The 16,422-nt window shown below is 68.6% G+C and carries 6 protein-coding genes; 3 read left to right on the top strand and 3 right to left on the bottom strand.

Annotation, left to right across the window (positions count from 1 at the left end; genetic code table 11):
* Positions 1-53: 53 nt before the first annotated feature.
* Positions 54-6,491, bottom strand: coding sequence for an SDR family NAD(P)-dependent oxidoreductase (locus AC07EQ_RS33905; protein WP_478391908.1), 6,438 nt, complete (start codon positions 6,489-6,491; stop codon positions 54-56).
* Positions 6,488-10,435, bottom strand: coding sequence for a non-ribosomal peptide synthetase (locus AC07EQ_RS33900; protein WP_478391907.1), 3,948 nt, complete (start codon positions 10,433-10,435; stop codon positions 6,488-6,490). Before AC07EQ_RS33900 ends, AC07EQ_RS33905 begins: the two co-directional genes overlap by 4 nt.
* A 91-nt stretch (positions 10,436-10,526) precedes the next feature.
* On the opposite strand from AC07EQ_RS33900, the gene AC07EQ_RS33895 reads away from it, so the two are divergent.
* From AC07EQ_RS33895 to AC07EQ_RS33885, 3 genes are all read left to right on the top strand, one after another.
* Complete coding sequence (locus tag AC07EQ_RS33895) at positions 10,527-11,279, top strand: thioesterase II family protein (protein ID WP_478391906.1); 753 nt, start codon at positions 10,527-10,529, stop codon at positions 11,277-11,279.
* Between the two features lie 116 nt (positions 11,280-11,395).
* Entirely contained in the window at positions 11,396-11,695 is a 300-nt protein-coding gene (locus AC07EQ_RS33890) for a hypothetical protein (protein ID WP_478391905.1), read from the top strand.
* Positions 11,696-12,665: 970 nt separating this feature from the next.
* Positions 12,666-13,889 (top strand): hypothetical protein, encoded by a 1,224-nt coding sequence (locus AC07EQ_RS33885; protein ID WP_478391904.1) that lies wholly within the window; start codon positions 12,666-12,668, stop codon positions 13,887-13,889.
* Between the two features lie 873 nt (positions 13,890-14,762).
* Here AC07EQ_RS33885 and AC07EQ_RS33880 read toward each other — a convergent pair.
* Entirely contained in the window at positions 14,763-16,076 is a 1,314-nt protein-coding gene (locus tag AC07EQ_RS33880; protein WP_478391903.1) for a tyrosine-type recombinase/integrase, read from the bottom strand.
* Positions 16,077-16,422 lie beyond the last annotated feature (346 nt).

The raw sequence follows: 16,422 nt of genomic DNA, 5'->3' as shown, positions 1-16,422 counted from the left end.
CGGTTCGGATCCGTGCGCCTTCCGGCCGTGGCAGAAGACGCACGGGGGGTGGATCAGAGCCGGTCCAGCGCCGTTTTCAGCGCTTCGTTGATCGCTGCCGCCACTTGCGTGATCGCCGGTGGGCTCAGCAGTGAGTAGTGGTGGGCGTCGACGCCGACCACGTCCAGCGGTCCGGCCAGGTGGCGGCCCCAGCCCAGGTCCGCCAGGCCGGGCGGGGTGTCGTCGACGCCCATGCCCACGCCGGAGTTGCGCGGCGCCGGGCGATCGGCGCGCACCAGCAACGTCCTGGTGCTCTCGTCGTCCAGCCGCCCGGGTTCGTGGTCGGCCAGCGCACGCAGGTGCCGGGCGAACACCGAGACCCGCTGGCGGGCGCTGTCGCGGCGCCCGAGCAGCCGGGCGGCTCGCAGCCGCCGGTCGATCTCGTCCCAGCGCTGATCGGCCGAGAGCTCCCGGATCGCCTCGATGACGGCCGAGGCGCCCTGGTCGGGGCCCACGCCGAGGTCGGCGCCTACGAATCCCTCCAGCGCGCCCAGGAAACGCCGGATGACGGCCAGCTCCACCTCGTCCGCACCCCCGTCGATGTGCGTGATGTAGCTCGGGTCGTTGGAGTCGAGCATCACCAGCAGCTCGGTCCGCTCACCAAGCGCGTGGAGCCGGCGGGCCATCTCCTGCGCGAGGTCACCGCCCATCGACCAGCCGCCGAGCAGGTAGGGGCCGTGCTGCTGCGTCCGGCGCACCACGTCGAGGAAGCGCGCGGCCATCCCTGCGATGTCGGTGGCGCCGCGGCCGTCGACCAGCTCCGGATCGGTCAGTGCCACCACGTCGACCCGGTCGTCGAGCAGCCGGGCGAGTTCGGCGTAGCAGACCACGTCACCGCCGGAGGGGTGCATCAAGAACAGCGTGTGCCGGCCACCGCCCGGTCGGACCGGCAAGGCGATGTCCTCGTCGGCGACGTCCGCGCCGTCCCATGCGGACGGATCGGTGGCCAGCTGCTCGACGCGCTGCACGTAGTCGGCGAAGGCCTGGTCGAGCTGATCCGGTGGCAGGACCGGTTCCAGCGCGTCCCACTGCAGCAAGAGCCGTCCGCCTTGCTCCAGTGCCTGGTGGTCCAGCAGTGTCTGGGGCGTCTGGCTGAGCGCCGCCACCTGGGTGCCGGCCCACTCCGGGTCGTGTTCCGCGCCGATGACGTCCTGCAGCCCCAGCGCGCTGGTGAACACCACGGGCACCGAGACCCGGCGGCCGAGGCGGGATGACCGCTCGGCCAGCACTTCGAGGCCCGAGAAGTCCCGGTGGTCCAGGTCGGCGAACAGCAGGGCCTGCGCGGCCCGGGCCCTCTCCAGGAAGGAGGCCGGCTGGGAGTGGTCCACCGCGTGCAGCACCAGCGACGTGAAATCACCGACCACTTCGGACACCTGCGGATGGATGTCCGGGCGGTCGAACAACGTCAGCATGATCGAGAACCGGTCGCTGCCGGACCACGCCGAAAGCGTCTCGGTGTAGGCGGTGAGCAGCGCGGCCGTGGGCGTCACCCGGTGCCGGGCGGCTACGGTCTGCAATGCGGCCCAGTCGTCCGGTTCCAGTGTCGCGGCTCGCCGGACGAATCGCGTCGGCGCCTCGGATTCGCGCACCGGCAGCGCGGGCGCACCGGGTAGCGAGTCGAGCTTGTCGCGCCAGTAGGCGGCGGCCTGCTGCCCGCGTTCGCCCTGGTGCCGCTGCTCCAACGCCGCCGCGCACGAGGCGAAGTCGACGCCGATGTCCGGCAGCGGCTGATCCGGGGACCGGTAGAAGTGCCGCAGCTCGCGGTCGATGATCCACCAGCTCGCCGCATCGCAGATCAGCACGTCCACGCCGATGAACAACCGGACCCGGCCACCGGGCAGTCGCGCCGCCTGGACCTGCACCAGCGGCCACCGATCCGCAGGTCCCGGCTGGCGGCTGATGCGCTCGCGCAGCCGCTCCAGCCGAGCCGCCCTGCGCTGCTCCGGCAGCGAGGTCAGGTCGTGCACGCGGATGCGGTAGGCGGGCACGTCGTCGAGCACCTTCGCCACGCCCTGCGGGGTGATGATGGTCCGCAGCATGGAATGGCGCGCGAGCACCTGGTTCCAGGCCCGTTCGTACCTGTCGACGTCGAGGTCCTGGCAGTCGTACTCCAGGTAGAAGTGGCAGGGCACGTCGCCCCATTCGTAGCCGCCGTCGCGGCCCACCCAGTAGGCGTGCTGCACGCGCGTCAGCGGGAACGTGCCGTCCGGGGCCGTGGCCTCCACCGTCAGCGGGGGAGCGGGTTCAGGTACGGGACCGGCTGTGCTGATGCGGGCGGCGATGGCAGCGACGGTCGGCTGGGCGAGCAGATCGCGCAGCCGCAGATCAACGCCGAAGCGCTCCCGCACCGCCGCCAGCATCCGCGTCGCCAGCAGAGAATGCCCGCCGAGCAGGAAGAAATCCGCATCGGCCGAGGTCACCGGCGACCCGAACAGCTCGCTCCACAGCTCGGCGACCGCGCCTTCGACGGGGTCGGCCAGGTTCCCGGCAGTCTCGCCGCGTTCGGTGAAGGCGGCCTGCGCCATCCGGTCGGCCAGCCCGGTGGCGGCGACCGCCACCACCGGCGGCGTCGCGCCGGCGAGGAGCCGGTCCAGCGCGGCCATGCCGGTCTCGGCGTCCAGCGCGTGGTCGAGCACGACTGTGCGTTCCGAGCCCAGCGGGCCGACCCGCCAGCCGTCCCACACCGCGCTCACCCAGCGGGTCGAGTCGTCACCGGCGGACATCGCCAGGGCGTCGAGGAAGCCGTTGGCCGCCGCGTATGGGCCCATACCGATGCCACCGACCAGCGTGGTCACCGACGACATCAGCAACACCGTGCGAGGCCGCAGCTCGGTCGGGAGCTCGTCGATCGCCGCGCGCAGTGCGAGCGCTCCGCCGGCCTTGGCGGTGATGTGGGCGGTGACGTGCTCAGCGGTGGTTTCCCGCAGTGGTGTCGCCGCAGTGGTCGCGACGACACCGGCCGCGTGGATCACGACGTCGAGGCACCCCTCTTTGGACAGTTCTTGCAGGAGTGCCGTTGTGCCAGGAACATCCGTGGCATCAAGCGCACGAACCTCGATCTGGGCACCGGTTGCGGTCAGCCGCTCGATGGCCTGGAGCCGTTGCTCCGCGGTGCTGCCGGGCTCCGGCCGGGCGGGCAGGCCGGAGCGCGAGGTGATCACGACTCGGTACCCGTGGCGCGCGAGGTGTTCGGCCGCGGTCAGCCCGACATCGCCCAGCCCACCCGTGATCAGCGCGGTCCGACCGGTCTGCGGTGTGGGGATGGCTCTGCGCGGCCGCCACGGCACGATCGTCCGCAGCCACCGCGAACCGCCTCGCACCGCCATTTCCGAGCCGGAGGACCGCTCCGCGCCACTGAGGTCGGCAAGCTCCGCCACGACTGCTGCGGCGTCCTCCGAGCCGGTCGGAAGGTCGAGCGTGCGCCACCGCAGGCCGCGCAGTTCCTGGCCGAGCACCCGTGGGAGAACGCGAAGCGCGCCCTGCACGGGGTCGGGCCGGTCTTGGCTGTCGACCTGTTCAGCGCCCCTGGTGACATGCAGCAGCAGCGGGATCGGTTCCAGTTCGGAAAGGGCACGCGCCAGTTCGGCGTGGCGGAGGATGCCGGTCGTCACGTCGTCGCCGTCTGCGAGCACGAGCACACCAGCGACGGGCCTGGTGACGCCACTGAGTTCGTCGACAGTGACGCAGTCGCCGCCCTGCGTCTTCAGCTCCCGCTGCACAGCAGCGGCCAAGGCATCGTCAGCAGCAGCGGCGAGTACCCAGCAGCCAGGCAACGAGATTGGTTGATCGGCTGGCGGAAGCTGTTGCCAGCGCGCGATCTGCAGCGGCTCTGCGGGATCGGGCTCGACTTCGGCGCGGGCCTGGCGGGGTTCGGGCGGATCGATCCACAGTCTCCGCCGCTGGAAGGCGTAACCCGGCGCGGCGATTCGGCGACGCGGCTCGGTGTGCTGAGCGGCGAAGTCGATGTCGTGCCCGTGCGCCCACAGCTGGCCGACGGCGTCCCGGATGGAGATCGCCTCGTCGGGTTCTTCCGTGGTGAAGGTGGTCAGAGCGGTGTGCAGCGCGGCGAGACTGTTGCGCCGCGCGAGGCCGGCGAGCGCACTGCCTGGCCCGACCTGCAGCACGATCGTCGGGGTTTCGTGGTCGACGGCGGTGTGCAGTGCATCGGAGAACCGCACGGTGTTCCGCAGCTGGCGAACCCAGTGGTCTGCCGTGCTCAGCTCCGCATCCGCGTAGGTGCCGGTGACGGTCGTGACCATCGGCACCGCCAGCGACCGCGGCGGCAAGCCTTCGGCGGCGGCCCGAACCGCTGGCATCGCGGGCTCCACCAACCGCGAGTGCAGCGCCGCATCAACGCGGAGCAACGCTGACCGGTGGCCGTCGTCCAGATCCGCGGCGAGTGCTTCGACAGCCGCTCGTGGCCCGGAAACCACACAGGAATCCGGCGCGTTGACCACAGCGAGGTCGACTTCGGGATGGTTGGCCAGCAGCCTGGCCACCTCGGTTTCCGGGAGCTGGATCGCGAGCATGCTCCCGCCGCCCGCGGCACGGGACGCCCCGGTGCACCGGACCGCGACTAGCCGAGCGGCATCCTGCAATGAGAGCCCCCCGGCTACCACAGCGGCGGTGTACTCACCGAGGCTGTGGCCGAGCACCACGTCCGGCCGCACACCCCAGGAGTCCAGCAGTCGAGCGGTCGCCAACGACCCCGCGAACAACGCGGGCAGGCCGTAGGCGGCGTCGCGGACTCGTTGCTCCGTGGCCTCGCCGATCACCACCTCGCGAATGTCGGTTCCCAGCAAAGGGCGCAGCAGGTCAGCGCATTCGTCGACACAGCCCCGGAACACCGGCTCCTCTGCGTAGAGCCGCGAACCCATACCCGGGTACTGGCTTCCGGCGCCGGGGAAGGCGAAGACCACGCGTGGTGGCGCGGAAAGGGCCTGGACCGCGGTTCCGCTCGGTGAAGCGGCCGCGCTGTGCCCAGCGCGCACGGCGGTGGCCACGCGGTAGGGGAGTGCCGGCCGTCCGGATTGCAGGGTGTGGGCGAGGTCCGCCACATCCGCGGGCTCGGCTTCTGCGATGGCCGTTGCGGTCTGTTCGGCCGCTGCGCGGCTGTGTGCGGACGCAGTCAGGATCTGCGGTCGAGAGTCTGGTTGCGCCGCGGCGCGGCTCGGCGCGGGGCCCAGCACGACGTGGCAGTTCGTGCCGCCGATGCCGAACGAGCTGACCCCGGCCAATTCAGGGCCCTGCCACTGCTTGGTCTCGGTGAGCACCTCGAACGGCGAACCGTCCAACCGCAGCAGGTCGTTGAGAGGTTCGGCGTGCAGCGACGCGGGCAGAATCCCGTGCTGGATCGCCAACGTCGTCTTGATGAACGAGGCGATGCCTGCCGCGGTGTTGGCGTGCCCGATGTTGCTCTTCACCGATCCCAGCCCGCACCAGGCCGGACCTGCGTCGCCGAAGACCCGCCGGAGCGCGGCGGTTTCGACAGGGTCTCCGAGCCGTGTGGCGGTTCCGTGCGCCTCGACGTAGCCGACCTGCCGGGGATCGATACCGGCGATCGCCTGCGCCTCGGCGATCACCCGAGCTTGCCCGCGCAACGACGGCGCGGTGAATCCAGCCTTGTCGGCACCGTCGTTGTTGACCGCGGAGCCGTGCAGGACCGCCAACACCGGATCGCCGTCGGCCAACGCGTCTTCCAGCCGTCGCAGCACGACGGCGCCGACTCCTTGCGAGTACACGATGCCGCTGCCGTCGGCGGAGAAGGGACGCACCCTGCCATCGGCGGAATAGATCCCCTCGGCCACGTGCAGATATCCGTGTCCCTGCGGGACGATCAGCGAAACCCCGCCTGCGACGGTGGTATCGCATTCCTCGTTGAGCAGCGACTGCGCGGCGGTGTGCACGGCGACCAGCGACGTCGAGCACGTCGTGTTCACCGCGATGGCCGGGCCGGTCAGGTTCAACCGGTAGGCCACCTGCAGCGGCAGGTAGTCGGTGTGCGTGGCCATCGCGGTCTGCAGACTGCCCACCGGATCGGCGCCGCCGCCGGTCGGGCTCCACCGGTCGGCGAGGTTGCTGGCCAGGTAGGAACTGTGCGCCGCCCCGGCGAAAACCCCGACCGAGCCGGCGCCCAGCCCACAGCCGTGCCCGGCCTGTTCCAGCGCTTGCCAGGCCGCTTCCAGGAAGAGCCGTTGCTGGGGGTCGAGCAGTGCGGCTTCGGCATCGGTGAGGCCGAACGGCTCGGGGTCGAACAGGTCCTGCCCGTCGATCAGCCCGCCGACCGGCACGTAGTCCGGATGGGCGCGCAGCCGCTGCGGAACACCGCGGGCCGCCAACTCCTCTTCGGAGAACCGCGTCAGCCCTTCCCGGCCCGTGACCAGCATCTCCCAGAACGCGGCGGCATCCTGAGCTCCAGGGAAGCGGCAGGCCAGGCCCGTGACGGCGATCATCGGGCCAACTCCGCGGCATGCGCGCGGGCGGCGCGGCGACCCGAAACCGGCGAGGCGGGCCGAGCAGGCGCCGGTTCCGTTCGCTGCGCGATCACTGCGGCCAGGTCGCGGACCGTGGGATTGGTCAGAAAGTCGACCACCGTCAGGTTCGGATCGAGCTCCGCGCTGAGCCGGCGTTGGGCTTGCACCAGGGTGAGCGACGTGGCACCCAGCTCGAAGAACTGCGTCGTGGCGTCCACTTCGGACTTCAAGAGGTCACCGAACACCTTCTGGACGGCCGCCTCGGCCTCCGCCACCTGCCTCGGCAGTGCTGCCGGAGGCGGCGGAGTGGGTGGTGGCGTAGCGGGCGCGGCAGCCGGCGACGTGATCACCGCCAGTGGTGCGGCTGAAGCCGCGTCGCGGGTGAAAGTGAGTTCGAGGAGGGCCCCGTCCCGCAACCGCTCGGTCGTGCGCAGGCCGGCGGCCGCGGCGGCCGACAGCAGCTGCTTGCCGCCTTCACCCGCCGCGGACAGCGCATCCGCCAGCGACAACGCGCCGGGTGAGAAAGTGATCGCGACATCCAGGCCGCGGGCGGTGGCGTCGTTGAGCGCCGCGTCGAACCCGAACGCGACACCCCGTTCGACGGGCTGGTCGGCTTCGCGATCGGGCCGCGAATCGGCCACCGCAGGAGTCGCGACGGGCGCACCGGCGGCATCGTTCGCGGCGTCTCGTCGGTACGGGTTCTGCAACGCCTTGTAATCGATCTTCCCGTTGGCGGTGACCGGGAATTCGTCCATCGTGACGAAACGGGTGGGCACCATGTACTCGGGAAGGTTCTCGCGCAGGCGCTGGCGCATGTCCTCGTCGGTCATCTCGGCGTCGGCGTGCCGGACGACGTAGGCCACCAGGCGGGGCCGGTCGTCGGGGCCCGGTACCGACAGCGCCACCGACTTGCGGATCCCGGGCAGCCGGTCCAGCACGGATTCGACTTCGCCCAGTTCGATGCGGTGCCCGCGGATCTTGACCTGCCGGTCCAGGCGCCCGAGGAACTCGATCGTCCCGTCGTGGCGCCAGTGCCCCATGTCCCCGGTGCGATAGAACCGCAGACCTAGCTGCGGGTGGGTGATGAACCGGTCGGCGGTCTGCTTCGGATCCCCGACGTAGCCGCGCGCCAGGCCGCCGCCGCCGATGTGCAGTTCACCGGGCACGCCGACAGGCTGCGGGCGACCGTGCTCGTCGAGGATGTGGAACAGCTGTCCCCGAAGCGCGCGACCGTAGGGAATGCTGCGCCACTCGGGCTCCACGTCGCCGACGGGATGGCAGATCGACCAGATCGACGCCTCGGTCGCGCCGCCGAGGCTGACGATCTGCGCGTTCGGGGCGAGCGCGCGCACCCGGTCCGGCAACGTGACCGGGATCCAGTCCCCGGACAGGAACACCAACCGCAGCGGTGCGAACGCCTCCCGGGCCAGCTCGGGGTCGACCTCGGCGTACTCCACCAGCATTTCCAACAACGCCGGAGCGGTATTCCACAACGTCACCCGGTGCTGACGCATCAGCTCCAGCCAATGGCCCGGGTCTCGCTGCCGTTCGGCGTCGGGAAGCACCAGAGCTCCGCCGACCCCGAGCACGGCGAAGATGTCGTGCACGGACAGGTCGAAGCTGACCGCCGACAGCGCCAGCATCCGGTCCTCAGCACCGATCGGGAAGCGGTCGACGAGGTCGTCGATCGTGGTGCGAGCGGCCCGGTGCTCGATCGCGACACCCTTGGGGAGCCCGGTGGACCCGGACGTGAAGATGACATAGGCCAGGTCATCTGGTTCCGGCCGCCGCAACGCCGGCGTTTCCGCCGCTTCATCGAGAAGCGCGCCGCTTTCCGGTAAGCGGTGCACCGTGACGTCTTCGGGCCATTCCACCTGTGCGCTGGGGCCTACCACGGCATGCCGGATGCCGGCCTGGGCGCAGGCGGAGGCGATGCGGTTCCCCGGCCACGACGGCTCCACCGGAACATATCCCGCACCGCTGGCGCACACCCCGAGGATCGCGGTGATCTGCGCCGCGCTCTTCTCGACCGCGACCGCGACGAGATCACCCGGACCGGCACCGGCTGCCGCGAGCACAGCAGCCGTCTGCGCAGCGTTCGACGAAATCTCCTTGTGGCTGAGTGAATTCTCGGGGTCCAGGAGAGCTGCCTCGTCAGGACATCGTTCGGCGGCTGCCCGCAGCGGATCGTCGAGCAGCGAGCCGACCGGGCCGAACGGCGCACTCGTCAGCTTTTCCGCCGGCAGGAACGATGGGTCCCAGCCGAGGGTGGTGTCGGTCCAGGCGGCGGGGTCGTGGGCCAGCCGGTGCAGCAGCCGGGTGTGGGCGTCGAGCATGCCGCTGACGAAGCCTTCGGGGAAGGCGCCGTCGACCGAGTCCCAGCACAGTTTCAGGGCGCCGCTTTCTGCATAGACGATGTGGTCCAGCAACACCTGCGGGGTTTGCGAGATGCCGAAGACCTCTGCTCCGAGCCACCCGGCCGGATTGTTTTGTTCATCGGACAGTCCCAGCCCGCTGGTGAAGACGACGGGGTACTTCGGTGTCGTCGTGGGCTCCCCGGCGGAGTGCTGCGCCTCCATGCCGGACACCGCCCGGTGGTCCAGGTCGGCCCAGAACTGCCGGTTCGCGCGCGTCGCGTAGTCTGCGAAACCCGCCCACCGCGCGGGATCCAGCTCGGGCATCGCGACGAGCGCGGTCGAGGTGAAGTCGCCGACCAGCGACTCCAGGTCGGGGTCGTCGGGCCGGTCGAACAGCGTGGTGTTCAGGCAGAACGGCTCCGTCGCTCCCCACCGAGCCAGGGTGAGTCCGAAAGCCGCGAGCAGCACCCCGGTCGGGCTGAGACCGTGATCGGCCGCACTCGCGCGCAGCGCCTCCCAGTCCGCCGGCGCCAGCGTCGTCGACGCCCTGCTGAACCGGTGGTTGCGCACCTGGTCGACGTCGCACGCCAACGGCAAGACCGGGCCGGGCGGAAGCGACGGGACACGTTCCGCCCAGTAGGCACGATCGCGCTCCCGGCGTCGCTGCTCGTCAGCGTCGGACTCCCGCTTGCGGACCACATCGGCGAAAGTCGTGCGCAGTGCGGGCAGCTCTGCCGACGGATCCTCGACCAACGCGCCCCATTCGGCGAGCAACTGCATCAACCCGGCCAGATCCAGCGCGAGCACGTCGATCCCCATGCACAGCCGCGTCCGGCCATCGGGCAGCAGAATCGCCTGGATGTCGAACAACGGCCAGCGGTCGGCCGGGCGCACCTGGTGCGACCATGCTTGCCGCAACTCAGCGGCGGTGCGTTCGGCGGTCGCCGGGTCAACGCCCCGCAGGTCGGTGATGGGAATCTCGTAGCGCGGCACGGAATCCAGCACGCGCTGCCGGGCGTCTTCACCCACGACCATGCGAAGCATCGGATGCCGCCGAACCAACGTGTTCCACGCCGAGGTCAGGCGGTCCAGATCGGATTCCGGGGCTGCGGCAGGGATCCGGTCGTACTCCCGGTAGAAGAAAGTCGCCACCCCGCCGAGCGGGAACGCCGAGTCGCAGCCGACCCAGTAGGCCGACTGGATCGGGGTGAGCGGGAACGACCCGGTGGCCTCACTCGGCTCGACCACGCCCTCGGCGATCGAGCGAACCGTTGCCGCGCCGAGGAAAGCGGTGAGCGGGAGATCGAGATCGAGCTCCTCGCGAAGCCGGCGGCGCAGCCGCACCGCGGTGAACGACTCCAGGCCCAGCTCGACGAGGGGTGTGTCGGTCTCGATCGTGCTGGTGGGCACGTCCATCACCTCGGCGAGGGCCGCGGCAACGGCAGCGAGGTCGACCGACGATCCCGTCGGGGTCGCGCTCATGGTCCTCCTTCGGAGATCAGGCGAGGTCGGATTCTGATCACAGAGCGTCAGCGCACTAGACAAGAAAACGACAATCGTTTTCAATTATGCTCCGAACGATCGCGGCCGTGTCAAGGGTGAACACGGATGGTGACGACTGGTGACGCCAAGTCGATCAACCAGGAGAGGATGGCCTGTGCTGCAGCATTCGGATTCGGCGCTGCGCTGCTACGACCCGAGGCCCGCGGCTCGGGTGAGGCTGTTCTGCATGCCGCACGCCGGCGGCGCGGCGAGCTTCTTCCGGTCGTGGTCGTCATCGCTGCCGCCGGACATCGAGGTCTGCGCGATCCAGTACCCGGGACGGGAAGACCGCTGGAACGTGCCGGCCTGCGGCGCGATGTCGGAACTCGTCGAGGACGTCGTCGCCGGTATCCGCGACCGGCTCGACCAACCGTTCGTCTTTTTCGGGCACAGCCTGGGTGCCACCGTCGCCTACGAGACGGCGCAGGCCCTGCATCGCGAGCTGGGCCGGGAAGCAAGCCATCTCCTCGTCTCGGCGAAAGAGCCACCGCACCGCCACCGCGCCGACGATTTCCACCAGCGCTCGGACGACGAGCTGTGCACCGAGCTCGCCAGGCTCATGCCCGACCGCGCGGACGTCCTGGCGTCCCCGGGGGTGCGAAGCCTCCTCCTGCCTGCGGTCCGCGCGGACTACCAGGTGGACGAGACCTACCAGCTGGTGAACACGCCTTCCCTGCTTGACTGCCCGATCACAGCGTTGTGCGCCGCCGACGACACCGAGATCACCGTGGCGGAGGTGCAGGGCTGGAGGCGGCTCACCCGGAAGCGGTGCAACGTCGTGGTCCTCCCGGGCGATCACTTCTACCTCGTACCGCACCGCAACGCGGTCCTGACGACGATCCACCACGCTGTCTCAGCTCTCCTGTAGTGCGAGCTGGGCCAGCGGGGTTCTGGTCTGCGCTGGTCGCATTTCTCTATGCGCATTGCCGCATCTGGGATTAGGCTTTTCGGGTCAATGAAAGGACCGGAATGAGCGAAAGGTCGATGGTGACGATGGCGCATCAAGTGCACCCCGCGCACGAGCACGCTCATGGTGAAGTCTGCGGGCACGTGGTGGTTCCCCACGGTGACCATGTCGACTACGTGCATGATGGGCACCTGCACCGGGTGCACGACGATCACTATGACGAGTGCGAGCAAGGCGAGCACGTCGTGCACGATGGGCATGAGCACGCTCATGGTGAAGGCTGCGGCCACGTCGCCGTTCCCCACGGTGACCACGTCGACTACATCCACGACGGACATCGCCACGCTGTCCACGGCGACCACTACGACGAGCATTGAGCCCGCCGGGGCTCCAGTGTCAACTGTGGACGCGAGCAGGTCCGGTGTGCAGCATCTACATCCTGGAGTACGGGGTCGGGCATTGGTGGGAGAACCTGTTGCATAACCAGAGTCCGTTGCGCTGATGGCCGGTTGTTGTTCGCGCGGGGCATGCTGGCCATCAGCGTCCCTGGCAGCTACCGGGCCAGGTGGGCGGGCAGCGATGCGATGTCGGATGCGGCGAGCTGACGCCAGGCGCAACCAGGCTTTACGCGCCCCGAGCAGCGGGGCGGGCCCGGCACAGTACTGTCCACGGAGCGGGGGCGCTCGACGTGGCAACACCGGTCGGAACGGCGCGTCGACATCCAGTGGTGCGTGGGGTCGTCCGCGACCCGGACATGGTCACTGTCCTGGTCGCGGCGTGGAGGTCGCCGCATCGCAGTTCGGTTCCGCTCGCCCCAGCGCGCACCGGTTTCCAAGGCGAGCTCGGCCAGACAAATGCCGCCTGCGTGACGCTGTTGGCCGGGATCCGCGAACTCCGAGCCGAGATTCCCCCTGCGTGGAACGCACCATGGCGAACCGGCGAGGACGTGACCGTCCGCAGTCGATCTACGAAGATCGGGATCCTAGGCGATCAAACCGCATCCATCATATGACATGTGACACATTCTTCTGAGTGAGTTTGATCTCCAGGCGCCCCATTCAGCTTGCCTTTCTCAATGAGCTGCCTGCTGAAACGTCAGGCGATGGTCTCCGAGGCATGGAGTCGGAGTTGCTTCCAAGCACAGGATCCCGCTGGCATGCCCTGGTTCTGTCGGGCGTGGCCAGTACTCTCTGTGATACCCGACACGGATGTCGGGTCAGGATCGCCTTGAAGGCTGATGGTTTGGCTACCCGCAGCTTACAAGGCGCCGCAAGCCCCCGACGGTGGGCTCGCGGCGACAGCGGTCCTGCGGGCCACGCGCCCGGCTGCGCGACCGTGAGAGGGGCTATGTCGGGTACTGATCGATGCGCCGCTGCGAACTCGTCCGTTACCGCCCAATCCCTGCCGTTCCCAGCAAGCCAGCCAGCTGAGGCACCGGCATCGGCAGAGAGGCGTTTCCGATGGAAGGACGATCTTCAGGGAACGCTGTTCGTTCAATGCCGAACCGACCAGGCAGCCGCCGCATCGGAACTCGTGAGGGAGCGTCCCGGATCCGGCCTCGTACTCACCGGAGCGGATGCACCACGGGACGGTCTGGCCCTCAAGAAGCACGGATTCGAACGGCCGATCTTGTGCGACGCCCAGCGGTACAAGGGCAAGAATCGCTACCTCGCCGACGCGACGTTCGACGAGCAGTGGATCGCTTCGCAGCGTCGGCTACAAGGACCTGTCCTCACAGACTCCGGATACATCGGCGAGGAAGACCACGCGGGCCTTCAGAGCGTTCTGGCGCAAACCCGCGGGCTTGGCGACGACGCCATCGCCTGTCTGCCACTCCACCTGAGTTGGCTGAAGAGCCGTGACAATGTGGAGAAGCTGTGCGACGAGATCGCGGCATATGACGTCGCGGTCGCTCTCGTCCTGGAGCACCAAGGCGACCCGCTCGGGGTGCAGGCTGCTTTGCGAGGACTTCTCCGGCTGCTCGCGCTCGACACCCCGGTCCTACTGCTGCGCAGCGACGTTTCGGCGCTGGGCGCATTGTGCTTTGGGGCGCTGTCTGCCGCAGTTGGCACTACACCCACGCTTCGACACCTCTACCCGGTCACGTCCAAGGGTGGCGGTCGCCCTGGTGAGCGGCCCGTGTCGATTCTGGTGCCGCACTGCCTTTCCTATGTGGGGACGGACAAGGTTGCCGGTGCGATCCCGCTAACGCCGGATCAAGCGAATTACTGGGAGTGTGTGTGCGACACCTGCAACGGTCGACGGCTCGATCATTTCGTCATGATCGAAGACACCGAGGAGCGGGTCGACGCCGCGTTCTGCCACTCGTTCCAACGGCTGCTCGACATCAAAGACGAGTTGTTCCTGTCGCGGTTGACGCCAGCGGCACGGCGCAACAGCTGGATCGAGCAGTGCAAGATCGCAGCATTCCACTACGAGGAGATCGGAGGACTCACGTCAGGCCGGCTGTACCGCGACTGGTCGACGCCTGACTTCTTGACTGCATGGACGAAGGTGGTAGGCGCCGCCCCGCGGCAGAAACCACTCAGTCAAAAACCCCGGTCTCGATGAGGTCCCGGTAAAGCAGTTCCTCGATCCACCGATCGAGCGTGCTCCGCCGTGCCTGTGGAGCCCGTCCCCGCCGGGCGGGCTCCACAACACGGAGGTCACCTGAATCCTCGATCTGCACCAGGCCCACGCCCCGAAGCTTGCACTCAAGCAAGCACTCGGATTCTTCGGCGCCCATGGGGGAGTCCGCCAGCACAGCTGTGCTGCAGAAGCCTCGCAGCCGGGCAGCGCCCGACAAAGCGGGACGCCACGACCGCCCCCTGCTCAGCACGCCCACGACCCTGACGACTTCAGGCGCACGCACGGACGCGGCTTCCGGCCATTCCCACATGGCCAGCGTGTCCCGATCCAGGGTGGGAGGCTGGCCGTTTCGCTTCCGCATGGCGTGCGCCCGAGCGTCGATCTCGACCACCGGATGCACATCGGCGCCCAGCAGCGTTCTCCTCGGCGCCAACCGTGAGCCCCACCCAAGTTCCTGTGCCGCTCGCTGAGCGTCCACGTCCGAGTACCCGGCCAGGTTATGGCGTTCCCGCTGGGCAGAGAGAACAGGGAACAATCCCGGCTGCGGAGTCACTCACGAACCTCTCTACGCATCAAAGCTCCAGTACCACCAGCGGTGCTGGTTCCAGTGCCCGGCACAACCTACGCCCTGGATGCCGGCGATGCGAACGTAACGAGAGAAGTGACTCGCTTGTGTCTGACTCTGCTGCCTGGCCCACGCCGGCGGTTGCTGGTGGTGACGTCCACACCCAGCGCTTTCGGCTTCCAGCCGGCGAACCTGCCTCCCCAGAATTCCGCGGCGGCTGCTGCCGGGACCGTCCTCGGCGTGATCGTCACCGCCTTGGTCACCACCATGAGTGACCGTGGCGGCGGCACTCATGCCGCATATGCAGCATTCCGAATGGTGTTGAGTGCGGTGATGGCGGTGTCTCCGTGGTGGGGGAGGGTGTGGAGGTAGCGTTCGGTGGCGCGGAGGCTGGCGTGGCCGAGGCGTTCGCGGACGGTTTCCACATCTGCGCCGCCGGCGAGTAGCCAGGATGCGTGGGTGTGGCGTAGGTCGTGCATGCGGACTCTGCGGGTGAGGCCGGCTCGGGTTTGGGCCGGATACCAGATCTGGAGACGGAACCAGTCGCGGGGCAGATGACCGTCGGTGTCACGACTGCGACCCTGGTTAGGACGGTCTTTGCCGTGGGCGCGGCGTCTGGCTCGGTAGGTGGCGAGGGTGTGGCGGCAGTGGGTGCAGCGGCAGCCTTGGTTGTAGCGGGTGAGACTGCCGTGCCCGGGAAGCGAAGGCTCACTGAGCGTCGGGATGGGTGTGCTTGGTGGTGAATCTTGACCGTTGCTGGTGGGGAATGGGAAGAGTAGGTCGTAGTCGCCAAGGTCGTGCTCGCGGATGTGGGCGATGATCCGATCGGTGAGGGTGCTGCCGAGCCGCAGCTGCCGGTACTCGGCGTTCTTGGGGTAGTGCTTGACAACGAACCGCTGCCCGGTCGCCGACGGCGGGTGGACTTCGACGACGGTGCGCGCGATGGTCAAGGTTCGGATGGCGGCATGGAAGTCACAGGGGCGGAGTTCGGTCAGCTCGCCCCAGCGTGCGCCGGATTCGAGGGCGAGTTCGATCAGCAGTTTCCACTTCTCGTTGGGCAGGGCCTCGACGAGGTCGTTGAACTCGGTGGGTGTCAGGATGCGCAGGGGGCGTTTCGGTGCTGACGGGACCTTGACTCCGGTGCAGGGGTGGAAGTAGATGACCTGGTCGTTGAGTGCGGTGGTGAAGATCGCGGAGAGCACTGTCTTGCACCGGGCCAGGGTGTGCGCCGACGCCCCGTCGGCGTGGAGGCGGCGGAGGAAGTCGCGGATGTGGTCGGGCAGGATCTCGTTCATCCGCATCGCCCCGAACTCGTCCAGCAGATACTTCTGGGTGATCTGTTGGTAGCCCTGGCGGGTGTTGAGTTCCATGACGTGGTTGGGTAGCCACACCTCGGTTACGTAGCGGGTGAAGCGCTGACGTCCGGTGGCGAGGTTGACGAACTTGCCGTCGGCGATCTGCGCCTCTGCGCGCCGCCACGCCCGCTCTGCGTCGCGCTGCCGCGCGAAGGTGCCCGCGGAGCGTTGTCGGCCGCGGAGGTTCCAGTAATAGGCGGTGTAGCGCGGGTCGCCGTAACTTGTGTAGCGCAAACGTGTGTATCCCATGACGATCACCCAATCGGGTCGAGTTCGCTGGCGTCGTTGGCAGCGGTACCGGTCGAGTGTGGGGAACGACCGCGGCTCGTAGTGAGGGCTCGACGGCCGTGTTGTCCAGCCCCTGGCTCGCTTCAGAATTGGCGCGCGAACTGCTGCCGTAGCGGGCAGGCAACGGCACCGCCCGTCCGGTCATTGCCGGGACTTTGGTCCTCGATGTTTGGGGTGGGAGCGACAACTTGGGAGGATTTTGGGAGGATCGATGTGCGCTCAACTGCATCAAACTGCATTGAACCGTCCACAACGGAACCGCCCTGACCTGCGGGATCTCTAAAACCGCAGGTCAGGGCGATGTTGA

The sequence above is a fragment of the Saccharopolyspora sp. NPDC045839 genome, assembly GCF_056431645.1.
The sequence above is the reverse complement of the archived record's forward strand: the minus strand, read 5'-3'. Positions and strand labels throughout refer to the sequence as shown.